This is a genomic window from Paenibacillus sp. FSL P4-0113, from assembly GCF_038009305.1.
GTDB classification, from domain to species: domain Bacteria; phylum Bacillota; class Bacilli; order Paenibacillales; family Paenibacillaceae; genus Paenibacillus; species Paenibacillus polymyxa_D.
On record NZ_JBBPAZ010000001.1, the window covers coordinates 4961328 to 4987822 of the forward strand.

At 47.4% G+C, this 26495-nt stretch carries 23 protein-coding genes and 1 riboswitch; of the genes, 22 read left to right on the plus strand and 1 reads right to left on the minus strand.

Going from position 1 to position 26495, the window contains the following annotated elements:
• Positions 1-2: 2 nt before the first annotated feature.
• The 15 genes from MKX46_RS21615 to MKX46_RS21685 all read left to right on the plus strand — a co-directional run bounded on the left by MKX46_RS21615 (position 3) and on the right by MKX46_RS21685 (position 18875).
• Positions 3-701 carry a sugar transferase gene (locus MKX46_RS21615; protein WP_013309152.1) on the plus strand — a complete coding sequence of 233 codons (699 nt, stop codon included), beginning with the start codon at positions 3-5 and terminating at the stop codon, positions 699-701.
• Positions 701-1636 (plus strand): glycosyltransferase, encoded by a 936-nt coding sequence (locus tag MKX46_RS21620; RefSeq protein ID WP_029516193.1) that lies wholly within the window; start codon positions 701-703, stop codon positions 1634-1636. The genes MKX46_RS21615 and MKX46_RS21620 overlap by 1 nt, the downstream gene beginning before the upstream one ends.
• A gap of 10 nt (positions 1637-1646) precedes the next feature.
• Positions 1647-2984 (plus strand): O-antigen ligase family protein, encoded by a 1338-nt coding sequence (locus tag MKX46_RS21625; protein ID WP_039269528.1) that lies wholly within the window; start codon positions 1647-1649, stop codon positions 2982-2984.
• 4 nt (positions 2985-2988) lie between these two features.
• Entirely contained in the window at positions 2989-3759 is a 771-nt protein-coding gene (locus MKX46_RS21630) for a WecB/TagA/CpsF family glycosyltransferase (RefSeq protein WP_013309155.1), read from the plus strand.
• Positions 3760-3764: 5 nt separating this feature from the next.
• A complete protein-coding gene (locus MKX46_RS21635) occupies positions 3765-5207 on the plus strand; it encodes an O-antigen ligase family protein (protein WP_029516195.1) in 1443 nt (480 codons plus the stop codon).
• A gap of 5 nt (positions 5208-5212) precedes the next feature.
• Complete coding sequence (locus MKX46_RS21640; protein ID WP_029516196.1) at positions 5213-6592, plus strand: lipopolysaccharide biosynthesis protein; 1380 nt, start codon at positions 5213-5215, stop codon at positions 6590-6592.
• A 22-nt stretch (positions 6593-6614) separates the two neighbouring features.
• On the plus strand, positions 6615-7454 hold the full coding sequence (locus MKX46_RS21645) for a glycosyltransferase family 2 protein (RefSeq protein WP_039269533.1): 840 nt from the start codon (positions 6615-6617) through the stop codon (positions 7452-7454).
• Positions 7441-8628, plus strand: a complete 1188-nt coding sequence (locus tag MKX46_RS21650) for a glycosyltransferase family 4 protein (RefSeq protein WP_029516197.1) — start codon at positions 7441-7443, stop codon at positions 8626-8628. The genes MKX46_RS21645 and MKX46_RS21650 overlap by 14 nt, the downstream gene beginning before the upstream one ends.
• Positions 8625-9773 carry a glycosyltransferase family 4 protein gene (locus MKX46_RS21655; RefSeq protein ID WP_029516198.1) on the plus strand — a complete coding sequence of 383 codons (1149 nt, stop codon included), beginning with the start codon at positions 8625-8627 and terminating at the stop codon, positions 9771-9773. The genes MKX46_RS21650 and MKX46_RS21655 overlap by 4 nt, the downstream gene beginning before the upstream one ends.
• Before the next feature lie 28 nt (positions 9774-9801).
• On the plus strand, positions 9802-10902 hold the full coding sequence (locus MKX46_RS21660; RefSeq protein WP_029516199.1) for a glycosyltransferase: 1101 nt from the start codon (positions 9802-9804) through the stop codon (positions 10900-10902).
• Positions 10903-10907: 5 nt separating this feature from the next.
• The gene (locus MKX46_RS21665; protein ID WP_029516200.1) at positions 10908-12236 is read left to right on the plus strand and encodes a UDP-glucose dehydrogenase family protein; all 1329 of its coding nucleotides are present in this window, start codon (positions 10908-10910) and stop codon (positions 12234-12236) included.
• Between the two features lie 573 nt (positions 12237-12809).
• Entirely contained in the window at positions 12810-14186 is a 1377-nt protein-coding gene (locus tag MKX46_RS21670) for a sugar phosphate nucleotidyltransferase (protein WP_029516201.1), read from the plus strand.
• A 155-nt stretch (positions 14187-14341) separates the two neighbouring features.
• A riboswitch (cyclic di-GMP riboswitch) is annotated at positions 14342-14422 on the plus strand.
• Between the two features lie 13 nt (positions 14423-14435).
• Positions 14436-16037 (plus strand): glycosyl hydrolase, encoded by a 1602-nt coding sequence (locus tag MKX46_RS21675; RefSeq protein WP_029516202.1) that lies wholly within the window; start codon positions 14436-14438, stop codon positions 16035-16037.
• Positions 16038-16085: 48 nt separating this feature from the next.
• Entirely contained in the window at positions 16086-18383 is a 2298-nt protein-coding gene (locus MKX46_RS21680; protein WP_341071773.1) for a hypothetical protein, read from the plus strand.
• Positions 18384-18692: 309 nt separating this feature from the next.
• Positions 18693-18875: a hypothetical protein gene (locus tag MKX46_RS21685; protein WP_029516204.1), complete on the plus strand. Its 183-nt coding sequence runs from the start codon at positions 18693-18695 to the stop codon at positions 18873-18875.
• A gap of 53 nt (positions 18876-18928) precedes the next feature.
• Here the strand turns inward: MKX46_RS21685 and MKX46_RS21690 are convergent, their stop codons facing one another.
• On the minus strand, positions 18929-19297 hold the full coding sequence (locus MKX46_RS21690; protein ID WP_025720479.1) for a helix-turn-helix domain-containing protein: 369 nt from the start codon (positions 19295-19297) through the stop codon (positions 18929-18931).
• A 326-nt stretch (positions 19298-19623) separates the two neighbouring features.
• Between MKX46_RS21690 and MKX46_RS21695 the strand changes: the two genes are divergently transcribed.
• From MKX46_RS21695 to MKX46_RS21725, 7 genes are all read left to right on the plus strand, one after another.
• Positions 19624-20373, plus strand: a complete 750-nt coding sequence (locus tag MKX46_RS21695) for a YveK family protein (protein ID WP_029516205.1) — start codon at positions 19624-19626, stop codon at positions 20371-20373.
• Complete coding sequence (locus tag MKX46_RS21700) at positions 20354-21040, plus strand: CpsD/CapB family tyrosine-protein kinase (RefSeq protein ID WP_029516206.1); 687 nt, start codon at positions 20354-20356, stop codon at positions 21038-21040. The genes MKX46_RS21695 and MKX46_RS21700 overlap by 20 nt, the downstream gene beginning before the upstream one ends.
• Before the next feature lie 85 nt (positions 21041-21125).
• Entirely contained in the window at positions 21126-21824 is a 699-nt protein-coding gene (locus MKX46_RS21705; RefSeq protein ID WP_029516207.1) for a sugar transferase, read from the plus strand.
• Positions 21825-21860: 36 nt separating this feature from the next.
• The gene (gene fcl, locus MKX46_RS21710; protein WP_029516208.1) at positions 21861-22799 is read left to right on the plus strand and encodes a GDP-L-fucose synthase; all 939 of its coding nucleotides are present in this window, start codon (positions 21861-21863) and stop codon (positions 22797-22799) included.
• A gap of 21 nt (positions 22800-22820) precedes the next feature.
• Positions 22821-23810 (plus strand): GDP-mannose 4,6-dehydratase, encoded by a 990-nt coding sequence (gene gmd, locus MKX46_RS21715; protein ID WP_029516209.1) that lies wholly within the window; start codon positions 22821-22823, stop codon positions 23808-23810.
• 78 nt (positions 23811-23888) lie between these two features.
• Entirely contained in the window at positions 23889-25232 is a 1344-nt protein-coding gene (locus tag MKX46_RS21720; RefSeq protein WP_341071774.1) for a flippase, read from the plus strand.
• Entirely contained in the window at positions 25219-26481 is a 1263-nt protein-coding gene (locus MKX46_RS21725) for a hypothetical protein (RefSeq protein WP_029516211.1), read from the plus strand. Before MKX46_RS21720 ends, MKX46_RS21725 begins: the two co-directional genes overlap by 14 nt.
• The last annotated feature ends 14 nt before the right edge of the window (positions 26482-26495 follow it).

The window sequence follows — 26495 nt, forward strand, 5'->3', positions numbered from 1 at the left end:
GCATGAGCATGGAAAATTTACCGGAGGACGGCGAGGCTGTCATGTCAGGTAAAGCGTTTTACATGCCATACGGAAATACACAAATTCAGGATAAAACGTCCTACCTGGTCACAAAACGCCTCCTTGATATGCTGCTGTCGTTCGTGGGCTTGATCGTCTTGCTTCCGCTTTTTGTAGTGGTAGGCGTTCTGATTAAGCTCGAAGACCCAAAGGGAAGCGTGTTTTTCAAGCAAACTCGGGTGGGCAAGAATGAGAAGTTATTCGATATGTATAAATTCCGTTCAATGGTGTCCAATGCTGAGGAACTGAAAAAGGACTTGATGGAGCTGAATGAAGTGAGCGGCGCCATGTTCAAAATTAAAAACGATCCTCGGATCACGAAAATTGGCAGTTTTCTGCGCAAGACGAGTATTGATGAGATCCCGCAGCTGTGGAACGTGTTGGTCGGCGACATGACTTTAGTCGGTCCGCGTCCGCCGTTGCCCAGCGAGGTCGAGCAATATTCCGATTATGATAAGCAACGCCTGATTGTAACACCGGGATGTACGGGTTACTGGCAGGTGAGCGCACGTAACAGTGTAGGCTTCGAAGAAATGGTGCAAATGGATTTGAAGTATATTCATGTTCGCAATACGTGGCTCGATTTAAAAATCATCATGAAAACAGGCGTTAAAATGCTGTTCTCCAAGGATGCTTACTGATGGATGCATTCAAGCGATGTCCCGCAGTGTCCGTCGTTATTTGCACCTATAACCGGGCGGACCTGCTGGAGAAAACGTTAATGTCCCTGCTGGAGCTGGAAGACCTTGCACTGGCTGAGATCATTGTGGTCGATAACCGATCCACTGATCATACAGCAGCGACGATCAAAAGGTTCACCGTCGCCCATGGTCAGAATATCCATCTCCGATATCATTATGAGCGCGAACAAGGACTGTCTGCTGCTCGTAATGCAGGCATTACGTTATCAAGAGCGGAAGTCATTGCTTTTCTCGATGATGATGCAATTCCGTGTGTTACATGGTTGCAAACGATTATGTCAGCATTCGGGAACAATCCTGAGCTGACGGCTATGGGTGGGAAAATTGACCCTATGTTTGAGACGGAACGACCGGGTTGGCTGACAGGCCCGCTTGAACTGCCTTACACGATTATTGATCTGGGCAAAGCCATTCGTGAATATCCGTCGGGACTGAATCCATTTGGAGCGAATATGGCGATGCGTAAAACGGCTTTTGCCGCTGTTATGTTCCCGCTTCATCTAGGCAGAAAGGGAGATATCCTTCTATCTGGTGAAGAATCGTGGGTATTCGAGCAAATCCGTAAAAATGGTGGAACGATTATGTATCATCCACACATGTCTGTGGAACATTTTGTGCCGGCTTCACGGTTAACAAAAGAATGGATCATGAACCGCTACTATTGTCAGGGCATGTCTAACGCTGCTCAGGCCGTAGGTCTGCGCGGCAACGCGATGCTGATGGCGAAGACGGCAGCCAAAGTGTTATACATCACTTTGGATTCCCTGCTGGCGCGTAGTGAGGGCAGGAAGCTGTTGAACCGGTGCAGGCTTGAAAGTATCCGTGGGACGCTGGATACACTGCGCAACCGGAAAAGCGAGTCAGCTGCGGGGTGAAAGATGGAACATGAGTAACTATCCTTGGACTACTAGAATAAACACCATACAGCATGTTTTTATTTTTCTACTGGGCGCTCTTGCTGTAGGAATTGCGGCTACCTATCAGCCGGTGGTCAGTATTGCGGCGGTATGTTTACTGCTCTTGCTGGCTGTTTCTATCCATCATCCGGAGCGCATCAGCTATGCTGTTTTGCTAAGTACAGCAGTCTCAGTCGATTCTCTGTATCAGGGCGGCGTGTTCGGTATTGAGATTTTGTCATTGTACAAATTGGGCATTTTGGCTCTGCTGGTGCCGTGCATGCTCGTGTATGGCATACGTCTCAAGTTCAGCTATCCGGTCTGGGCATTGGTGATCATGCTGGGGATCACATTTGGATTTTCAGCATGGATGCCTTTGTTAACGACCTCGATTGCCGTCAAGGCGTTCGTCGGTTTATCACTCCCTTTCTTTTTTTTACTGATCCAGTGGAAAAAGGATGTGGCAGAAAAGCATATCCGACTGATCAGTCTGTTGCCAATTATTAGTGTGGTCATTGGGCTGGGTTTGCAGGTTCTAGGGCTGCATTCGTTTACGGATGTGGAATTTACGGGCGCAGTCAGAGTACAAGGAGCGAATATACCACCGCATCTGGCAATGCTCTCCTTTCTCGGAATTGCCGTCTCTCTAATTGAGGTCAAGCGCAAACCCAAGCAAGCCGCTTTTTATTACACAGTGTTGGCACTGAACTTTTTGATTCTGATCGCCACCGGTACACGTGGACCGATTCTGGCATTGTTATTAATGTTTGCTGTGTATCTGTTTGATATTGCCCGTCAGTACCTCAAGGGGAAAGTCAATTATTTGCTACCGCTGGCCGGATCGTTTTTGGTTGCTCTGGGGGCGGTGGCCCTGCAATGGAACAATTTAAAAAAACGCTCCTTCGAACGGGAGACCGATACAGGCATTGACCTGTCGGGACGCTCGGAGGCATGGGAATATTTTTTGAACAGAGTACATGATTACCCTTGGTCAGGTAGAGGTCTTGGCGCGGTAACGGTTGCGAACGACGGGACGTTATTCAATGGTTTCGTTGTACCGCATAATGAGTATATTCGCTTTTATTTTGACACGGGATATATCGGTTGCGGGCTATTAATGCTTTCATTGCTGATCGTGTTCGCTCTCATTTACCGGTCGCTTGCCAAGTCTATCAAACCTTATTTTGCAAGCTTAATTGCAGGCTTTCTGATCTACTCGTTTTCAGATAATACGTTGTCGACGGTTCAGATGATTATTCCATTTTGCTGGTATTTAAACGCGTTATACCAGACATCTACTCAAACCGATTTTCGCAAAGAGAAGTGATACGATGAGCAGAGTGAACATGTTCGATGTCAACTTTGATAATTACGATTTTAATGATCTACTCGAATTTATAGATACTTCTATTGAACATCAGCGTCATTCCTACATTTTGACCTGTAATGTCGATCATGTGATCAAGCTTCGCAAGGATGATGAATTCCGCAAGGTGTATTCAGATGCCGGAGCTGTAGTGGCCGATGGGATGCCTATCATATGGGCGTCCAAGTTACTGAAAAAGCCCCTCAAACAAAAAGTGTCCGGGTCAGATTTGTTCACTCGGTTGGGGGAGGCTTTTGAGGATCGAGGCTATCGTTTATTTTTTCTGGGTGCAGCTGACGGTATTCCTGAGAAGGCTATGCTCAATCTCCAGGAATCTTATCCGAACATGAACGTGGTGGGCTGTTACTCTCCTTCTTATGGATTTGAGAAAAACGAAGAGGAGAACAGACACATTGTCCAATTGCTGCAAGAGGCTCGCCCGGACATCGTTTTTGTTGGTGTAGGCGCACCTAAACAGGAAAAATGGATTTACAGATATTATGAGACTTACCGCGCTCCGATTTCGATTGGGGTGGGAGCGACCTTTGATTTCCTGTCGGGAAATGTGAAAAGAGCACCGGAGCTGATGCAGAAGACGGGATTTGAATGGTTCTGGAGATTGTCTCAGGAGCCTAAACGATTGTGGAAAAGATATTTGATTGAGGATTCCCAATTTCTCGTTCTGCTGTTTAAGGAGATGTTCAAGCGGAAGCGGATGAAGGGAGGTCAGGGGTGAGAAACATGAGTCGGTTGGCAGATCAGCAGATTTCCGTTTGGCTAGGAAATCGGCGTGGAATCGGCATGATCGGCATGGGGTTGCTGGCTTGTATGCTGCCACTCGCCATCGGATTTGCCAGCGCCAAGATGAATCCCACCATGAGCCAGCAGGGAGCCATATTGCTGGCGCTCGTTTTTCCGGCCTTCCTGCTGGCGATCTTGCAATCCCGGCTACTGATTCCTTACACGCTGGTAGTGTGGGCAGTAGGCCCGGAAATCCGCCGTATTGCGGATTGGTTGGAGGGAACCTACCACTCGGTTTCCTTGTTGAGTGTGGCACCGCTGCTGGTAAGCAGCATGTTGATTATTCCTGTGCTGCGGGGTATTCATCTGGCAGAAAAGCCATTAACCCGAATTGCTGTATTTTTCGGCATAGAATTGGCCTACGGAAGTGTCGTCGGGGTATTCAAAAATGGTATTGTTTTTGCTTATGATTTAGCCAATTATGTGGTTCCTTTGATCCTATTGCCATATTTTGCGATTAAGCCTATGAAAGCGAAGGAACTGGACCGACTGCTGTATTCATATGCCAACATTGCTGTTCTTGTGGCGATTTACGGCATTATTCAGTATTTGACAGTTCCTCCTTGGGATGCGTTTTGGATGAATCATGTAGAAATGAATTCCATTGGTGTTCCAGAACCGCTTCAAATCAGAGTGTTTTCTTCCATGAACTCGCCCGGTCCGTGCGCTATTTTCCTGGCGATGGCACTTGTACCCATGCTAATGGAAAAACGGTGGCGTGGCACTTTGGGATGGATCGGAATTCTGCTGACGGTCGTTTGTCTCTTAATCACGCTGGTACGTTCAGCCTGGCTAATTGCATTCGTCATGTTGCTGGCTTATATTCTCAGTTCATCTTCCAAGGGGAAGTGGAAGACCTTGGTTCAACTAGCTGTCGTCGGTCTTCTTCTCTACATTATTGTTCCAAAACTTCCAGGGGCAGAGGGTTTGGTGGCTCGTATGCAGACGCTGACGGATATTCAACAGGATCATTCGTACAACGAGCGTTTGGATTTACTGCATACGATGCTTCCGGCGATTACTAGCAATCCAGTCGGGCAGGGGATCGGGAGTGTAGGAATCGGAACCAAGCTTGATAACGGCGGCGATCTCGGTGAACTTGGGATTATGGATAATGGGTATATTGCCATTTTCCTCACCTTCGGTATTTTCGGAGCCTTCTTTTTCTTCGGTGGTCTGTTCGTTATCATCAAGCGCCTTCTCGTCCGTATTGCCGAACGAGATTCCAGTCAGCCTTATATCAGACTGGCGTTGGCTACGTGGGCTGGAGCTGTAGCCAGTCTCATATCGGATAATGGTTTCCCGGGTATGCGCGGCTATCTGATCTGGATGATGATCGGAATAGGACTATGGGCAAAAGATGTCATCGCGGAAAGAAGGTAAAGGCTGTGCAAAACTTACAAGCATTATCCGCACCTGTCCGGACACTATGGTCCACAGTGATTCGGTTTGCCAAAAGCAAGGATAACAGCTCTGCAGCAGTAAAAACGATGATATTCAGTATGCTGATTCTCGTCGTGAACATGCTGACTGGTGTGCTAACGGCACGATTCCTGGGTCCTACTGGACGCGGGGAACAGACAGCGATGGTGAACTGGTCTCAATTTCTCGCCTTCTGCATGAGCTTCGGTGTCCCTTCTGCATTGATTTACAATGCGAAAAGGAAACCGGAGGAAACGGGCAAGCTATATGGTTTGGCCTTGTTGCTGGCTACCATGTTCGGGGGCTTGGCGACACTCGTCGGAGTATTTCTAATTCCTTATTGGCTGCGCTCTTTTTCTTCATCGGTCATCCTTTTCGCGCAGTGTTCCATGATGATGTGTCCGCTCATAGCGATTTCACAGATCAATAATGCATTGCTTCAAGTTCGCTCGGAATATAAGCAGTACAATTTATTCCGGTATCTGGTACCGCTAAGTACGTTGCTGGGTCTGGCGATTCTGATCCTAACCGGAAATATGAATCCGTACACCTCGGCATTGGCTTATTTACTACCAGGCTTGCCGATTTATATCGGTGTCACGATACGAATGATTCGGCTGTACAAACCCAAGGTAAAGAACAGCTGGACGCAATTTAAAAATCTCTTTACCTACGGTATGGGTTCATACGGAAATGATCTCATGGGGCAGGTTTCCACTTATATTGATCAGATTTTGATTGCGGGTCTGCTCAGACCCGCTGATCTCGGTTTATATGCAGTAGCGGTCAGCTTGGCCAGGATGGTGAATGTATTTTCTACCTCGATCATTGTCGTGCTGTTTCCCAAAGCCTCTGGTCTGAATAAGGAAGAGGCGGTGGACATAACATTTCGGGCATTTCGAGTGACATCAACAGCAACCTTTCTGGCTGCGATGATGCTGATGCTGATTGCTCCGTTCGTATTTACATTGTTATATGGTCAAGAGTTTAAACAAGCGCTTACGGTATTCCGGTTCCTTGTGCTTGAGGTTGCTATCAGTGGAGGGACCATGGTGCTGGCACAACAATTTATGGCGTTGGGTAAGCCCAAACTGGTTACCATTCTACAGGGTGTCGGATTGGCGCTCGTCATTCCATTGCTGTCCATACTCGTGCCGAGATATGGATTGACGGGTGCAGGGATAGCAATGCTGTCTTCGGGGATTCTACGGTTCATTTTCATTTTATGTAATGTTAAATTCGTTCTAAAAATGAAGATTCCAAGACTGCTTATTTCCAAACAAGATTTTCAATGGCTCCGATCAACGATGTCACACTACATCCGGAAAAAGCCAGTTAACGGTTAGATAAAGAAGGAGGCACCCGCTAATGAACCACATGTCTAGCGTTCCCGCGGACAACCGGATATCCGTAGTTATTATCGCTCAGGATGATGGCACTCGAATCACAGCCGCCATTAAATCCTGCAAGCCCTTTGCGGACGATATCGTCGTCATTGACGGAGGGAGCAAGGACAATACGATTCAGGTAGCTGAATCCTTGGGCTGTCGGGTGTTTTCTAACCCGTGGCCCGGTTATGCCAAGCAGCGCATGTTTGGTGTTGAAAAAGCGGAATTTGATTGGATATTCCTGATTGATACGGACGAAGTAGTGGATGCAGAGTTGCTTGGAGATTTGTTGAAAGTAAAAGAAACGCTCCACGATCCGGCCAAAGCATATTCCGTATTTCGGATTGGTGATTTTCTCGGCAAATGGATGAATAAAGGCGAATATCTGGTTCGTTTGTACAATCGTCGTATTTATGGCATTACGAATAGTCTTGTTCATGAAATGCCGGATGTAGCCTCTTCCCAGATTGTCAATCTGGAGGGTGTGTTATGGCACTACGGCTTCCGCAGCATCAGTGATCATATGACCCGTTTTAATAAATATACAGATCTGGAAGCAGAGACGGCGTTTAACAAAGGAAGATCCTTTCGGATGACCAGACTGTTGTGGCGGCCTCCTGCCCGCTTTGTGCAGAAGTATTTTGTCCAAGGCTTATACCGCAAGGGATTGGCGGGTTTTGCCGTAGCCGTTTTCTGGGTGATGTATGAGTTTCTCGTCTGCTTCAAGCATTATGAGCTAACCAAGCGGCGAAAAAAGATAGAAATCGTGGATGACGGACATACCGAGCAGAAAGGAGAAACCAGCTATGTCGTACAATAACGGATTTCGTATTGCGGCAACGGGGTTGAGCTGGCCGTCTTTGCAGCCAGGAGGCCTCAACACATATTTCCAATCGATCTGTGAGCAGCTTACGTTAGAGCGCAATACGTTGGATGCTCTAATCTGTAGTGACGAGCAGCCGCAAGCACCCGACCGTATTCGGATTCATACGATTGGCAGCAAGCAGCAATCCATCTGGAAGCGCCGGGAGCTAATGCAAAAATATGCAGCAGAGTTGTTCGACAAGCAACCGATGGATATATTGTATTCCCATTTTGCTCCCTATAGTGTCGGGCCAGCGCTGGAGGCGAAAAAAAGAGGAATCCCGGTAGTTACCACCTTTCACGGACCGTGGACGGAGGAAATGAAGATTGAAGGACAGGGTATCAAGCATTTTCTAAAAACGACGTTGGCTAAATCCATTGAAATGAAGGCCTACGGTCTGTCGGATAAATTTATAGTGCTAAGCGAGACTTTTCGGGATATTTTGCATGAGCACTATAAGGTTCCACTCAGCAAAATTCACATTATTCCCGGAGCGGCGAATGTAGAAAGGTTCCACCCAGCAGAGGATCGGGGAGCAGTACGAGAGCGTCTGAATTTGCCGCAAAACGCGACGATTGTGCTAACCGTTCGTCGTCTTGTTAATCGAATGGGACTGCTACAGCTACTCGAAGCATGGCGACGAGTAACCGAGCGTCATCCTGATCATCTGCTGCTGATTGGAGGGAAGGGCCCCTTGATGGAGGAATTGGCTTCCAAGGTAGCGGAATACAATCTTCATAACCATGTAAGGCTGCTCGGTTATGTGTCGGATGAGGAGCTTCCACTGTACCACCAAGCATCGAATTTGTTCGTCGTACCTACACAGGCGCTGGAAGGTTTCGGTCTGATCACGGTGGAGGCAATGGCTTCGGGACTGCCAGTGCTGGCCACTCCTGTGGGCGGTAGCAAGGAAATTTTAAGGGGATTCCGTCCCGAGCTATTGTTCCAGGGAACGGACAGTGAAGCCATTGCTGAAGGGTTGCTGCGTGTGCTGGATCATCGTGAACTTCTACCGAATGCAAGGGAATGCCGGGACCATGTCCTGAGCAGATATACATGGGGACATGTAGCGGAGCAGGTGGAAGAGGTGTTCCGACAGGTCCTTGACAGAAAGGCGGCGGCGAAATGATGAGAGTAGCTTATATTGACCATACGGCAAGATGGAGCGGCGGCGAAGTCGCTTTGTATAACATACTGACGAATATCGGGGAACATATCGACCCGCTCGTTATTTTGGCAGAGGAGGGCGATTTGGCAGATCGGCTTCGGCAGCGTGATATTGATGTGCGCATCGTTCCATTGGACGATTCGATTCGCAATCGGGGACGGAACGCCGTGAATCTAGGTGCGCCTGCAGCAGCTTTTCGTTTGCTGGCATACGGTAGAAAACTTGCGCCCTTGCTGCGTGAGGAAAAGGTCGTGTGCGTTCACACGAACTCGCTCAAGTCTGCACTGTATGGTACAGTAGCTGCCAAATCGGCGAAGCTGCCCTTGATCTGGCATATCCGTGATCACATCGGTCCGCCGTATCTGAAGCCGATTGTAGCCAAAGGGATTCGGCTGATGTCCCGCTTTTTGCCCAACGGAGTGATTGCCAATTCCAAGTCCACGCTGAGTGCATTGGAGTTACCCCCGGACAAAAAGACGCTCGTCGTTTATTCCGCTTTTGCCAAAGCAATTACAGCACGTGACACGGCTGCGCATTCACGTGGTGATGACTCGTTTAACGTCGTATTGGTCGGCAGATTGGCGGAATGGAAGGGACAACATATTTTACTGGAAGCGGCACGTTCCTTTTTACCAGATCAGCGCGTGAAATTCTGGCTGGCTGGAGATGCATTGTTCGGAGAAGAGGAATACAAGCAACGATTAGAGTCCACGATGCGCGAATACGGGTTGGCTAATGTCAATCTGCTGGGGCACGTCGATGACATTCAAGGCCTGATGCAGCGTTGTGATTTACTGATTCATACCTCTATTACACCAGAACCATTCGGTCAGGTCATTATTGAAGGCATGGCTGCTGGTCTCCCAGTGATTGCTTCCAATGAGGGTGGACCCAAGGAAACGGTGGTACCCCATGAAACCGGGCTACTTATTGAACCGGGTGACCCGGCTAAGCTGGAAGAAGCCATCCGCTGGATGTTGGAGCATCCACAGGAACGTCAGCAGATGGGTGAGAGAGGGATGGAACGGGTCAAGAAGCATTTTGTCATCGAGAACACAGTTAAGGATATAGTTCATTACTATAAGGGTTTGTTGGCAGGAGTCTGACCGACATTCGCGTTAAAGGATGATTTAGATGAAAATAGCGATAGCACACGATTACTTAATCCAAATGGGCGGAGCGGAAAGGGTAGTAGAGGTATTCCACGATATGTATCCGGAGGCTCCTATCTTCACAACGGTGTTCAGCGACGACCGCCTGTCGCGTAACTTGAAAGATGCGGATATTAGAGCCACTTGGCTACAAAAAGTCCCAGGAGTGAAGGCCAACTTCAAAGGAGTGCTGCCGCTATATCCCATCGCTATCCGTGATTTTGATTTTAGGGATTTCGATATTGTTTTAAGCTCCAGCAGTGCATTTATGAAAAGCATCCAGGTACCCAAACATACGTTTCACATTTGTTATTGTCACACACCGATGCGGTTTGCCTGGGATTACGATACATATATGGCCCGGCAGTCCAAATCCAACCTGCTCAAAAACATGCTAAAGCTGTACATGAACCGGTTGAAAACATGGGATGCCAAAACTTCGCGCAACGTAGACCAGTTTGTCGCCAACTCTTCGGTTGTTAAAAGAAGAATTTTGCACTATTACCAAAGGGATTCGGATGTCATTTTCCCACCTATTAATACATCCCGTTTTAAACGCGCTACAAACATCGGTGACTATTACCTGATCGTATCCCGATTGGTGTCCTACAAGCGCATCGATCTCGCGATCGAAGCATTCAAACGTAACGGTCTCAAGCTGCGCATTGTGGGTGAAGGACCAGATCGTAAACGACTCGAAGGTATGGCTGCCCCGAACATTGAGTTCCTCGGCAGGCTTGAGGACGAAGAGGTTAACAAGCTGATGGCAGAATGCCGAGCGCTCGTTTTTCCGGGCGAAGAGGACTTCGGTATTACGCCTTTGGAGGCGAATGCGGCCGGACGGCCTGTTATCGCTTTTCAGGGTGGGGGAGCGCTGGATACGATTGTTCCTCATGTGAACGGCGTATTTTTCCGCAAGCATCAAGTAGAGGATGTGCTAGAGGCCGTCGCAAAGGTCGAGCAGCATGCATGGAATGTGGACGATATCATTACCCATGCCCGCAAATTTGATGAAGATAACTTCAAGGATCAACTGAAAAAGTATGTAGAACAAGCCTATGTGAACTTTCTAAAAGGAGGATGAACGGAATGAAGCTGGCTGTAATTGGTACTGGATACGTTGGGCTCGTCTCGGGTGTATGTTTTGCGCAAAAAGGTAATGAGGTGATTTGTGTCGATCTGGAGCAGTACAAAATCGACATGTTGAACCGGGCAGAATCTCCGATTTATGAACCGGGTATTGAGGAATTGATTGCGCTGAATCTGGAAGCAGGTCGATTGGAGTTTACTTCGGATTTGGCTGATGCGGTACGCCGGTCGGATATCGTCATTTTGGCGGTAGGTACGCCTTCTCTGGCTAACGGCGAGGCGAACTTGTCCTACATTGAACAGGCGGCTGCTGATGTTGGGAAAGCCATGAACGGGTATAAGATTATTATGACCAAGAGTACTGTACCTGTCGGAACGAACGAAAAGATTAAGGACGTATTGGCTCGTCACACGAGTTTGTCTTTCGATATCGTATCTGCGCCGGAGTTTCTGAGAGAAGGCTCAGCTATCAATGATACGCTTCATCCGGATCGCATCATTATTGGTTTGGACAATACTGGATTGCGTGAAACAATGGTCACTCTGCATCAGGTGTTCACGGATAAAATCTATGTGACGGATATCCGTAGTGCTGAAATGATCAAATACGCGTCCAATGCGTTCCTGGCAACTAAAATTTCGTTCATTAACGAAATCGCTAATATTTGCGAAAAGGTTGGCGCCGATGTAACCTGTGTGGCTGATGGTATGGGTATGGACAAACGGATCGGCTCCTCTTTCCTACAAGCAGGGATCGGGTATGGTGGCTCTTGCTTTCCAAAAGACACAAATGCGCTTATCCAAATTGCGGGTAATGTAGACTATGAATTTAAGTTGTTGAAATCGGTGGTCGAGGTGAATACCGACCAGCGATTTATGATCGTATCCAAGCTGCGTGAATCGCTGGGTCAACTGAACGGTGTGTCGATTGGCATTTGGGGCCTCGCCTTCAAGCCAAATACAGATGACATCCGCGAAGCTCCAGCACTGGAAATCGTAGAAACGCTCATTCAGGCAGGCGCAATTGTCAAGCTGTATGATCCCATTGCGATGGATAAATTCAAGGAGCACGTGGATCACCCGAATATTGTGTGGTGCTCATCCCCACAGCAAGCCGCCGAAGGTAGCGACGCTGTGTGCCTGTTGACCGATTGGGAAGAGTTCAAAAAGGTCGATCTCGTACAACTGGCCTCCCTTCTGCGCAAACCGGTTCTAATTGACGGTCGTAACGTATTCGCCGAGGAACAGATTCAAGGCTCCGGGCTGGAATACTATTCCGTGGGTCGTCCGCGGATGAGTGGGTGGAACAGAGATAAAGTGGAAGTTTAAAAAGTGACTGTGGTGGTGGGGGAGGCGCTGCGCGTGCAGATTGTTCTTCCGATTGCTGTTACCCCCGGATTTTCTTGATTGTGTAAAACATTCAAAGGTTAAAATCCGGGGGTAAAGGCAAACGCTGACGCTTCTTCAGAACAATTCTGCCCGCTCCGTTGCTTTCCGCCGTGGAGTCACAGTTTTAAACTCCCACCTTATGGGATGGGAGTAGGAAGGGCGTATCGGAAGGAGCGGCGCGGTTGATGCCGCTCCTTCCGATCAAAGCGCCTCGCGGCTGGGCCGAGCGCGTGAGCGCTAACAGGCTGACCGGACTTAATAATGTCCGGTCGCGCCTTTTGCAATAAACGATATGATCGGCATGATGCATTTTTGAGTAGCGCAGGGGTGGATTTGAATCTGGAGAAGCGATAGCGTTCGCCTTTGTACCGGGATTCAAACCTATATACGATTTTATATAATCGAATGAATCCCGGTCCAACAGCGATCGTAAGATCAAATCCAGCCCGTAGCGGACTACTCAACCCTGCCCCATCCGATCACCCATACATTATAGAGAGGAAGTGGAGAGTTATGAAGCTCGTACTTTTGTCTGGTGGTTCCGGTAAAAGATTATGGCCTTTGTCCAACGATTCCCGTTCCAAACAATTTTTGAAGGTACTGGAGAGCCCGGAGGGGACTTCGGAATCCATGGTACAGCGGGTATGGAGACAATTGGGAGACAACGGATTATCAGAATCCTCGTTTATTGCGACAGGGAGAGCACAGGTCGAAATGATCCAGAGTCAGGTTGGGCCGAATACGCGTATCATTGTTGAGCCAGAACGCAGAGACACCTTTCCTGCGATTGCGCTGACAGCGACTTATTTATATTCCATTGCGGGTGTTTCACCTGATGAAATTGTAGCTATATTGCCTGTAGATCCTTATGTTGAGGATGCTTTCTTCGCCTCCGTAGCCCAACTGGAACATACGCTTCAGGAGAGTGAAGGCAAGCTTGCATTAATCGGGGTTGTCCCTTCCTATCCTTCAGAGAAATATGGTTACATTATTCCGAAAAACGATGCCACCCAAGGTAGCACTGGCTACCGCGAAGTGAGCCATTTTCAAGAGAAACCCGACCGGGAGCAGGCGGAGCGTCTGATTGAACGCAATGCTCTATGGAACTGCGGGGTTTTTGCGTTCAAATTAAGTTATTTGCTGGATATCTTGGCATCCAAGGGATTGCCGCTGAATTATGAAGAAATGCAAAAGCAATACGCATCTCTGGAAAAAATCAGTTTTGACTATGAAGTAGTCGAGAAGGAAAAGGACATTGTAGTTCTTCCGTATGATGGTTTTTGGAAGGATTTAGGTACTTGGAATACGCTCACAGAAGAAATGTCTAATCAACAAGTGGGCAGAGGTGTAGTAACGGAGGATTGCGTCAATACGAGTCTTATTAACGAGTTGGACATTCCTGTGGCGATCATTGGAACGAATGATCTGATTGTAGCCGCTAGCCCGGATGGCATTCTTGTGACCAATAAGGCAGAAAGTCCTCGTATTAAAGAAGTGCTCAAGGCTCATGATCAGCGTCCAATGTATGAAGAACGTCGTTGGGGGCAGTATCGGGTTGTGGATTATGTCAAATATGACGAGGGTAACGAGGTATTGACCAAACGAATCCGCGTACGAAAAGGCAAAAATATCAGCTACCAGCTTCATTTCAAACGGAGTGAAATCTGGACCATTATTAGCGGTGAAGCGGAAATTATTTTGAATGAGAAGCTACACAAAGTAAAGGCTGGTGATGTAGTCCGCATTCCTGAAGGGACGAAGCATAGCATTTTGGCTGTGACCGATGTGGATTTTATTGAGGTGCAGACTGGCTCTGAATTGGTTGAAGAGGATATTGTCCGCTTTTGTATGGATTGGAATGAAATTTCCCGTCACCAATTTATCTCATAATTATTTTCGTGAAAACGAAAAAAAGACAAATTCATGAAAATTCATGGCCCAAACTGTCGAATTTGGGCGAAAACCTGTAAATTCATGAACATGACCTATTAAATTTTGGTAAAATAAAGTCGATACTTAGGGTAAGAAGGAATCCAAACTCCTTCCAACGATAAACGCAGCCCTGTCGAAAGGCAGGTACGCAAAGCTAAAGGGCCTTCCACAAGGATGGCAGCCTGGCTACCGAAAGGAAGAGCGAAAGTGAGATTCAATTTTATTCCTCTGTATCGACTGATACGTCATGTACTCCCCGTTGTTATACTTTTTTCATTGTTGCCCGTCGGTTTTGGTGATTCTCTGTCTGTGGCGAATGCCGCTTCATTACAACCTGTTAATTCGGACGCTTCTATTCAGGCCCGTGAACTATACAATTATTTACTCAACATCTCAGGGAAAAAAATAGTCACCGGTCAGCATGATTATTTGGAAAGTCCGGATGAATTAAGTAACAAGGTCCAAAAAATCAGTCAGGCATATGTAGGTGTACACGGCTATGAGATGGGAGCTATCTCTGGTCAATCTGACGCTACAGAAGCAGCGCAACGTAAAAATGTCGTCGATAGTGCTATCCGTTGGGACAGATCCGGTGGTATTGTGACGATGACTTTTCATGAAGCGCTACCAGGTAGGCCACTGACTTGGGCCAATGTACAGGCGAAAGTAAGTCAGACAGAGTTCAACAAATACGTGACCCCAGGTACTACGCAGTATAACCTCCTCATTGCCGATCTGGATAAGGTCGCTGTATCGTTAAAGCAGCTTCGTGATGCAGGGGTTCCGGTTTTGTGGAGACCTTACCACGAGATGAATGGCGACTGGTTCTGGTGGGGAAACAAAAATAATTTCAATCAGCTATGGAATATCATGTACGACCGTTTTACCAACACACATCAATTGAACAATCTGCTGTGGGTATGGAGTCCGAATGCGCCCAATTCGTATACTGTCCCGTACACCCCGAAATACCCGGGGGATGACAGAGTGGACATCTTGGCAGTAGATATTTACAACAATGATTTTAAGCAAAGTCATTACGAAGGTCTGCTTGGGCTGGCACGGAATAAGCCGATTGCCATTGGGGAGCACGGTGAGATGCCTAGTTCTGAGGTGTTGCAGGCTCAACCTAAATGGGTATATTCCATGACTTGGGGCAAGATGCTGACTGAGAATAACACAACAAATCAAATTCAGGATTATATGAATGATTCGAGGAGTTTGACGCGGGATGATGTGAAGAATGGATTGGAAACGATTCAACCACCTGGGACAGATATACCGACCTTACCGGACGAGGGACAAAGTGAGCCTATCCCGGCTCCGCCAGTAGTGATCGTTCCCCCAGCTCCGACTCCTCCTTCTGTTCCTGATGTGGTATATGTGAACGGGTTGCGTGGCGAATATTTTAACAATATGAATTTGAATGGAAGTCCTGTTTTGATCCGTACAGATAGCAAGCTGGACTACAACTGGCGTGCCAATGCAGCTGACCCTAAGGTGAATGCCGATCAGTTCTCGGTTCGCTGGACGGGTAAAATCAAACCGCAATATAGCGAGACCTATACGTTCACCACGATATCCGATGATGGTATCCGTGTATGGGTAGACGGCAAGTTGGTGATTGACAGCTGGTTCAAACAAAGCTGGACAGAGCGTAAAGGCAGTATGACTTTGGAAGCAGGCAAAATGGTAGATTTAAAAGTAGAATACTATGATGAAAAAGGCGACGCGATGGCACGTCTAATGTGGGAAAGTCAGCATGAAGCGAAAGCGGTGATTCCCGGAAACGCTTTGTTTCTTCCTTGATTAATACTCTTTCCCGGTCCAAAAATTTGAGGAGAGAGGGTCGATCATATGATAAAAAAATGGTTATCCCATAGGTATACAAGAGTTTTATCTGGACTACTAGCGATCGTAGCTATAGCGATGATCGCTTGGTTTATATACACGCCTTCAAGAAGCGCAGAATTGCAGACGGATAAAGTAGCAGCTGCCAGTCCAGTATGGAAGCTGGGGCAGAGGGATGACTCTTCAGCGGAATTCAAAGGTGTGGTCGGCAGGGATAATATCGACATTTCTACAGCAGCTGCCTCTACCGAATCATCTGCTAAAGGAGCAATGTCAGCGTTGTCGGTAGCAGAAGAGAGTACAACAGTTCCGGTATTGCTCAGCAGTGGAGATATTCCTCCCGGTTTGAATGCGTCCACGAACCCTGAACTGACACTCCAGTATAAGCTGAATCAGATTCCTCCCAATGGTATGATATTCCGTGTTCGGATTTTAGATGCGGGCAAAGCAGTCCCACAAATGGCTGTATTTTCAAATCAACAGCTGTCCGGTATTATTCAGATTGCCGGAGTATCCGGTACTGGGAGTGCTTATAATTTCAAAAACAACTACGAGCTGTATATACCCAAAGAGCAATTGCAAAGCGGTGTTAACGTACTCAAGCTAAAGACAGCGCGCTGCCTATACTGCTCCTCTGCAGAAGATAAAAATGTGTGGTGGACTTGGGATGACTTGAGCTTGGAGACGTTAGCTTCACCTGCGACCGAACCGGTACACGGTAAATATATACTGACCGGAACAAATGTGAACAATAAAGAATTTTATTATGATCAGGGTGCAGTTAAGCATTTACCATACGTTCTCAAATGGCTGGGAATTGCTTATAGTGGCAATGTCATGAGGGTCACCTGTGCCAGCAATGTGGGCAAGGCATGTACAGACGTGGATGATTACTATCAAACGTTAAAGCAGTATAATATGCAATCGTCTGCTTTGTATTTATATACAGGTGATATCAAGCTGCAAAAAGATGGTTCTCTGCCAGAAACGGCCAAGCAAAAGTTGCGCGATTATGTAAAAAAATACGGTTCTTATCTTCAATATTATGAAGTAGATAACGAACCTGGATTATTTAATCGCTCCAAGGCGGTAAATCTGGCTGTAGCTAAGTGGTTGAATACGGAAGGGAAGCAATTGGCACCGCATCTCAAAACGGTAGCGCCGGGTTGGGCCTACTGGCCGACGTACTCTACCAAGGCGTGCAAAAATCAAACCGGAGGTACGAAAAAATGCGGTGATCCGGATGGATGGGAGCGAGACCCGGCGCAGCGTAAACAGCTGGAGGAAGTCACTGATCTGACCAACGGACACGCCTACGGTGAATCGTATAATGAAGAGGGCGGGGGCAGCTTCATTCAAAATTTGAAAACCTTCGGCGGTTCGAGCGACGGACTGGCGAAGAAGATGCTGAACACGGAGTTCGGTACCAATGATACGCATCGAGATAATCCAGATTATGGGGCTAGTCAGCCACAAGCAGCCGCATTCGACCGGATTATGCGTTCACAAATTGGGTTTGCCGATATGTTTATCCAGCACGCTGCTTTTTATAAAGATTATACGCTGTTTAAAACAGGCTTCGATCTGCAAAGTCATAACCCGGCCAACACAGAAATTTATCCGTTCGGGCAGGGACAGGACACTCGTGTTAAGATCATGAGACGCTTGAGTCTAGCCTATGCCACCCATGGAAAACCTCTGACTTATACAGTGCTGAATCCAGAGGATACCAAGGATAAAATGGTGTATGTGCGTGCGGTGGATACGTCCAAGCTTAAACCGCTGGCAGGTAGCGGCGCTACTTCAAACAAATTGCTGGTGAATCTAGTGAATTTCGAATCCACCACGCAGACCGTTCGTGTACGGGTGACAATGCCGAATGCCGGTTTGTACACGGGTGAACGTTTTGGAGCGGGTTCCACTTACAGTCAGGCACAGCGTTCCATATCAGGGCTCAAGGCTTCTCCTGCCCTTGATTTTGAAGAAAAGCTGGGTCCTGGCGAAGCGGTACAATATATTTTGGAATTAAAAAGTACAGATCAGACCGCAGCTTCAGCTCCAACAGGGGTGAAGGCTGCCTCTGTTCAGGATGGGGCGGTAGAGATTAATTGGCTTCAGGCAGAAGGCGTATCTTCCTATGATGTGCTGCGTGCTGACGGAACCGACGGGGCCTATCAGGTGATTGCCTCGCAAGTAGCGGGAAGCACGTATACAGACCGCACGGTAAAAGCCGGAGGCCACTATGTCTACAAAGTCCGAGCGACCGGAGGTACTCAGGTTTCCCAGGCAGCCGAGGCCGCTTAATCAGATCGGAATGCATATAGGACCTTAGAGTTCGAATACCTAACATCATTTCGAAATAAAACAAAAAAGAACCTATCAGGAGAAAATAGGACCTGACAGGTTCTTTTTTGTTGGAAAATCGTTCTGATTTGCCAATACTTTACGTATAATGAAGAAAAAAATAAGAAAATCCTTTTTTATTCTCGTCATAAGACGACAACATTGCAGGTGTGTATTCATATATAATAGTTTTGTTCGTGACTATACATACAAGGTTTGTGGGAAATTTCTTTCCGGTGACCAAGAATAATAAAGTGAGGTTAGTGCTGAATGAACAAGGAGACAGAATTAGGGGGGAACAACCCTCTTTTTCAAAACAACGTACAGAAAGCAGACAAAGCTGCCATCCACTTGGACATCCGGGACATTTTGCTCCAATGTGGGTTCACGATGCCAGAATGGCTAGAAAGCGACGCGGATGGAACCACATACCGGAAGGACAAGCGCGTGTAAATTCCAACGGCTGGTCTTACTTGAGCGAGACGTGAAGCAGTCGGCCGCTTTCTTTATTCCATCATTCGTTCCATTCGGACAAATGCAATAAAACGTTTGGCTTCTTCCTCAGACAAGGTGCGTCCATCAATGGTCAGGTTGAAACGTTGCAGAATATCCTCATCGGACAGTTCAAGCTGGTCCACAAATTCCCTCACATCTGAATCCAATATTGCCGCCGGATGGCTCGTACGTCCCACCAAGTAGTCAATCGTTACCCCGAAAATATCAGCGAGCTTGGTCAGGATCTCGAAATCTGGCTTGCGCCTATTTTTTTCATAGTGAGAAAGAGCTGCCCGCGTAATTCCGAGGGATTGTGCTAGTTCCTCTTGTTTTAATCCCTTATGTTCTCGTAATTCAGCGATGCGGGTGCCATAATTCATCCGTTTTTCCTCCTGAAGGCAAGGTTAAGAAAGGTAAAAAAGCAAGTTTACGCTTGACAAGATACGTTTTGTATCATAAATTAGTTATGTAAGTTACATAACGTATCTTTATTTAATAGTTTTCACTGATGTCTTCGTTTATATACCCTAAGAGGCCACCGATGATGAGCATTTTGTGCTTATTCGCTGGCTAGACCTTCTATGCGCTATTATACAACATTTTACTATAGATTAGAGGGTCATGCACCGTTCTTTTCCCCGTTATGCAGAGGATCAGTACAAGCGTTATTGCATCGAAAACAAGTCAATCAGGGAGGACTGGTCTTGTGCAGTTGAAAGAGTACATCCGTTTGATCCGTAAAAGAATGTGGTTGATTGGTAGCATCGTACTGCTAGTATGTACTGTAGTGGGCATAAAAAATATGTATTTTACCCCGCAGATTTATGAAGCTACCGCAAAGCTCATTATCAACCAGACGCCACGACCGGATCGTGCAGGTGTCGTCGATTACAGTGTAGTTCAAACGAATATAGCCTTAACGAACTCCTATAAGCAAATTATGATCTCCTCGGCGATTATGGATCAGGTGGTCGCCAGCTTCCCCGATCTTAAGGTCACTCCGTCAGCATTGGCGCAAAAATTAAGAGTGAACACCGCAGGTGATTCACAGGTCATGGATGTAACAATCCGCGATTTATCGTATACGAAGGCTGTGAAAACCGTCAATGCGGTAGCCAAAGTATTCAAACGGCAAATCCCCTCTATCATGAAAATGGACAATGTCACCATCCTAAGCGAAGCCAGTCTGAATGATCCAGCAGTTCCCGTGAACAGTAATGCCACTATACAGATATTTATTGCTTTTGCCACCTCTTTATTGTTGGGAATAGGCTTGGCGTTTCTGCTGGAGGTACTGGATGATACATTTAAGAATGAAGAGGATATTGAAATAGAACTCGGTCTGCCTACCCTAGCCCTGATTACGAAAATGAAAAAAGAAGATAAACGCTCTGACAGCTCCACTACAACTCCTAAACAGGTAGGTGAAGGGCAATATGCCGCGATTAATCAATAATCAGCTCGTTACATCCCTACATGCTCAGTCTTCCGTTTCGGAGGAGTACCGCATGCTTCGCACTAACATCCAGTTTTCTTCTATAGACGAGCCGATTGAGGTTATGATGGTGGCGTCCGCTCAGGCGGGTGAAGGCAGAACGGTCACAATTAGCAATTTGGCTGTAACCTATGCGCAAGAGGGGAAAAAGGTGCTGATTATGGATATGGATCTGCGCCGTTCCTCCTTGCACCATATGTTTGGTTTGCGTAATCATACAGGGCTGACACGGGTGCTTGCCAATCAACAGGCATGGCAGGATGTGGTTCAAGAAACCGGGATTGACCATCTGCATGCAATTACAGCCGGACCGAACCCGCCCAATCCGTCCGAGATGCTCAGTTCCCGCAGAATGAATGCTCTGCTGGTTGAGCTGAAAGAACATTATGACGTGATCCTAATGGATACACCGCCGTTGCTGTCCTTTCCGGATGGCTTCATTATAAGCGCCATGTGTGACGGAGTCATTCTGGTGGTGCAGGCAGGGAAGGTCAAAAAGGATGTCGTCAAGAAAGCAAAAGCGAATTTGGAAAGAGTAAAGGCGCGCATTCTGGGCGTAGTACTTAATAATGTGAAGCGTTCGAATACCCGTGTCGAGCGGGGGATGGAGGAACGCAATCTGACATGAATAAAAAGGAGGAAAATGAGAGTATATAAAATTCTTTTAACAGTGTATAAATAATACTTATTAATAAGGAGCGAGGTGATGAGACGTGTCTTCTTCCCGCTCGAATGAGGTCGAAGTGCGGGGTGCGTCAGTGGATGTTTATTCGGTCGCTCATGGGCTTGAACGGCGGCAAGGATGGAACGTATACCCGTTCGTGAAGCGAAGCATGGACATTATATTGTCTTTCATTGGAATCATCGTGCTATGCCCGGTATTTCTGCTTGTCATTTTGCTGATTAAGCTGGAGGACCCCAAAGGAAGTGCAATATTTTATCAAGTACGTATTGGAAAAAATGAGCGGCCGTTTCGCATGATCAAATTTCGTTCCATGGTGTCTGATGCCGAAGCCAGATTATCTGCACTGCTGGTGGAAAATGAAATTGAGGGTGCGATGTTCAAAATGCGGGACGATCCCCGAATTACCCGTGTGGGTCGCTTTCTTCGCAGAACGAGCATCGACGAGTTGCCACAACTGTTCAATGTACTGCGTGGGCAGATGAGTCTGGTAGGACCCAGACCCCCATTGCCAAGAGAGGTCCATGATTACACAGTGAGGGATAAGCTGCGTCTGACGGTTACACCGGGCTGCACTGGTTTATGGCAGATCAGCGGCCGTAATCATCTAAGCTTTAACCAGATGGTAGAACTGGATTTGGAGTACATATCCAGACGCAGTTTCCGCACAGATATGATTATTATGCTGAAAACATTTCGTGTGCTGCTAGGCTCCAAGGATGCGTATTAAAGTCTTTCATTTTCACGAAGAAGGTAGGGGATAAGTATGGATCTTCATTCCAACATATATGTAGCAGGGCATCACGGACTGGTGGGTTCCGCTATTGTCCGAGCGCTTCAGGAAGAGGGTTACCGTCATATTATTACTCGCACAAGCCGTGAGCTGGATCTACGTAATAAAGAGGCAGTAGATCATTTTTTTGAAACAGAGCCTGTGGATTATGTATTTTTGGCAGCGGCCAAGGTTGGTGGGATTTTGGCGAATAACGAATATCCGGCTGATTTTATCCGTGACAATCTGCTTATACAAACAAATGTGATTGATGCGGCATACCGGGCAAATGTAAGTAAGCTATTATTCCTAGGTTCTACCTGTATCTATCCTAAATTTGCTCCGCAGCCGTTACGGGAAGAATATCTGCTCACGGGTGAACTGGAGCCTACTAATGAGGCCTATGCGATTGCTAAAATTGCCGGGATTAAAATGTGTCAGTCTTACAACCGTCAGTATGGAACCCGGTTTATTTCTGTGATGCCGACGAATTTATACGGTCCGGGCGACAATTTTGATCTCCAGACTTCTCATGTGTTGCCTGCGCTCATCCGCAAGTTTCATGAAGCCAAGCTGAATCAATCTCCGACTGTAGAAGTATGGGGTTCTGGTACGCCGCGGCGAGAATTTCTTCATTCTGATGATTTGGCTGAAGCCTGTCTATTCCTAATGAACAATTATGAGGGAAATGAAATTGTAAATATCGGCGTAGGTGAGGATATCTCCATTCGTGAGCTGGCTGAGCGAGTGAAGAATGTAGTCGGCTATGAGGGAGAAATTACCTTTAACACCTCCGCTCCTGATGGAACGCCGCGTAAGTTGGTAGATGTATCCCGAATTTCCGGGCTGGGCTGGTCGGCGCGTATTTCACTAGAAGAGGGATTAAAGTCTGTGTATCAGGCATTTCAAGGTCTGGATCTGGTTGAACAATAAAAAAACGGTGGGGGAATTGGAATGAAAAAAGCGCTGATCACAGGAATTACCGGGCAAGACGGGTCCTATCTGGCTGAATTGCTGCTATCCAAAGATTATGAGGTGTACGGGATGCGCAGACGAACCAGCACACCGAACTTTGAAAATGTAGCGCATATCCAGAATGACATCCACTGGCTTTCCGGTGATATGACCGATCTGGCTTCATTGATTGAAGCCGTTCGGCAGTCCGACCCGGATGAGGTCTACAACTTGGCTGCTCAATCCTTCGTAGCGGCCTCATGGCCGCAGCCGTTGGCTACAGGGCAGATTACAGCATTATCTGTCACCAATATGCTGGAGGCGGTTCGAATTGCCAAACCGGAAGCGCGCTTTTACCAAGCGTCAAGCAGCGAGATGTTTGGTAAGGTGCTGGAGACACCGCAGACAGAAACGACCCCGTTCTACCCACGTAGTCCCTACGGTGTTGCCAAAGTGTACGGCCATTGGATTACAGTGAACTATCGTGAAAGCTTTGATATGTTTGCTTGCTCTGGCATTCTGTTCAATCACGAATCCCCACGTCGAGGATTGGAATTTGTAACGCGTAAAGTGTCGGATGCGGTAGCTCGTATCAAGCTGGGGTTGCAGCAAGAGCTGCGCATGGGAAATTTGGATTCACTGCGAGACTGGGGTTTTGCAGGGGATTATGTAAAGGCGATGTGGCTGATGCTTCAGCAGGATCAACCGGATGATTACGTCATTTCCACGGGAGAAATGCATTCTGTGCGTGAACTGCTGCAAATTGCCTTTTCCCATGTAGGTTTAAATTATGAGGATTACGTCGTGATCGATCCTCAATTTGTCCGTCCGGCAGAGGTAGATCTATTACTCGGCGATTGTGCCAAGGCGAAAGAAAAGCTGGGCTGGCGATTGGAAGTAGGCTTCGAGCAGCTCATTCGTATGATGGTGGATACAGACTTGGAGCGGGTAAAAAGGCAGGCTGCAGTTGAAGCTTCTGTCGTCGTGTAAGAGATGGAGAGGCCATCCGCCTGAGCGGGGGGTCTCTTCGCTGTACGCAAGGTCATTTTTCAAGATGGAGTAAAACCTATGACATTAGTCGAAAAACGCGCCAAACCGCGCAGAAGTTTGCTGGTGAATACATCCTGGCTGTTCGGTGACAAAATGATTCGCATGGTGTTCGGCCTGGCAGTCAGCATCATCATGGCGAGAGTGTTGGGACCAGAGGAACTGGGAAAGTGGAATTATGCGGAATCCTTTTTCGGGATGTTTCTGATTTTTACGACCCTTGGCTTTGATTCTATATTAGTACGCGATCTTGTCAAAGACCCCAAGGATGAGCATGAGCTATTGGGTACGGCGGTTCTGTTGAAATTGTTAGGTACTCTGATAGCCATTGTACTGTCCTATTCCTTCATTTCACTACTCAGACCGGAAGACAGTTCGGTGCGGTTGATCAATCTGATCTTGGCTACGGCCTCGGTATTTCAATTGTTTGATATCATCGACTACTGGTTTCGTGCGCAGATGCTGTCCAAATACACGGTTGTTGCCAAGAATACCGCTTTTGTTCTCGGCTCCACTGTCAAAATCATTCTGTTGTTATCGGGTGTTCCGATATGGATGGTGGCGTTGTGTGCTCATGGAGAGTTTCTGTTGGGAAGCCTACTGCTGCTGTATTTCTTCCGTAAGGAAGGACGACGCGTGAACCAATGGACGTTCCGTTTAGCCACAGCTCGGCGAATCATGAATCACAGCTGGCCGCTTATACTGTCATCCTCCGCTGTATATGTACAGGCACGGATCGACCAAGTCATTATCGGTGAACTGCTGGGAAACGCTGCGGTTGGGCAATACTCCGTTGCACTCCGACTCATCGAAGTGTTGGGCTTCATTCCGGTCGTTCTGACAACGGCTTATGCTCCGGTGGTGACGCGTTCCAAGCAGAAAGGAAGCGACGAGTACAGACAGACATTGTCCAAGGTGTATCGGCTGATGTTTATATGCTTTCTTGTGACCTCGATACCTTTATTTTTTCTATCCCAATGGGTAGTGGTTGTGCTGTATGGGAGAGAATTTACCGAAGCAGGTTCGCTGTTGTCTCTATTCGCGATTCGTCTGTTTTTCACCAACTTCAGTGTTTCTAAAAGCTTGTTTATTACCAATGAAAATTTGTTCAGATACACGCTGCTGACCTCGGTGGTGGGGGCGGTCACGAATATCGCTTTCAATTACGCGCTAATCCCGTTGCTTGGTGTCCGAGGGTCGTTAGTGGCGACGATTTTGTCCTTTACGATATCTGTATTTCTATTAGATTTGTTGTTTAAGGAAGTTAAATCTAATTTGGGTTGGATGATGAAGTCCATCCTGACCTTCTGGCGTGTTCATATTACAGTACCGAAAGTTGGAGAGAACAATCATGATACCCATTAAACCGTTTGTTCGGCATGAGGAACAGTGCCCGCATTGTGGAGGTAAGGTACGTGGTGGAGAGGTGCTGTGGCAGGGAATCCATGTATGTGTCAGCACTGTGTGTGAGGGGTGCGGACGCGAGTATCTTGAGGACATGAGGGTCGGTCATGCCACGTATTCACCTTATCGTGTAGAAATGCCTGACTATATTCTGACCGGTGATGCGAAGTCGAGAAAATGGCTCGGAGAACCTTTGCGACAATCGTTGATGAATCCTTCCTATGACTTAGCAGTCGGCATGACCGTGCATAAAATGAAAGCTTCTACACGTGTAATCATCGTCAACACAATGGATTATTTGTATGGTCATGCTTTGCTCAAGCTGCTCAATGTGCAACGCGAATACGAGCAATCGCCGGACCTGGGCATCATCGTCATTGTGCAAAAGTCGCTGGAGTGGATGGTGCCAGCATATGTGTCTGAAATTTGGACGGTTGATGTGCCGTTCAGCAGGGCACGAAACTTTTATCCTGTACTACATCATCGGATGATTGAGGAACTGATGCGTTTTGATGAGGTGTATGTCAGCCCGGCGTATTCACATCCCAATCAGTTTGATATTGAGCAGTTTACAGGTGTCTCCCGTTATAACGAGGATCGTGAACCGGAGCCGCGCATTACCTTCGTATGGAGGGAAGACCGCTTGTGGAGCGGCAGCCATCATATCGCAAGAGCGGTACAGAAATTTCCGCAGCTCAAACGTGGGCTAAAACCGCTAATTTATCATCAGCGCAGTAAAATCATACGGCTGTTCCGCAGGCTGAGAGAAAGCTTCCCGGATCATCGCTTTACAGTCGCTGGACTTGGGCGTACCGGGAGCTTCCCGGCATGGATTTCTGATGAGCGTGTCACACGCTTCGACCGGGAAAGTGAGCTGCGGGTCTGCAAGGTATATGCAGCCAGCCGATTAGTGATCGGCATCCACGGCTCTAATATGCTGCTGCCCTCTGCGCATGCCGGTATGACCATTGATTTGATGCCCAAGGACCGATGGGGGAATTACGCTCAGGATATTTTATTTCACGAAACCGACCATCGGCTTACAGCCTACAAATACCGCTTTGTGCCGATGGAATCGAGTGTAACTCTAGTGGCAGATATGGCAGCTGCCCAGCTCAAAGGGGCAGATCATTTTAATATGCAGATGACGGAGGAGAGGCAACGGGAACATTCAAGTTGGAGGGGGGAGGCCGCTTCGGGACGGATTTGATCCTGGAGCGACTT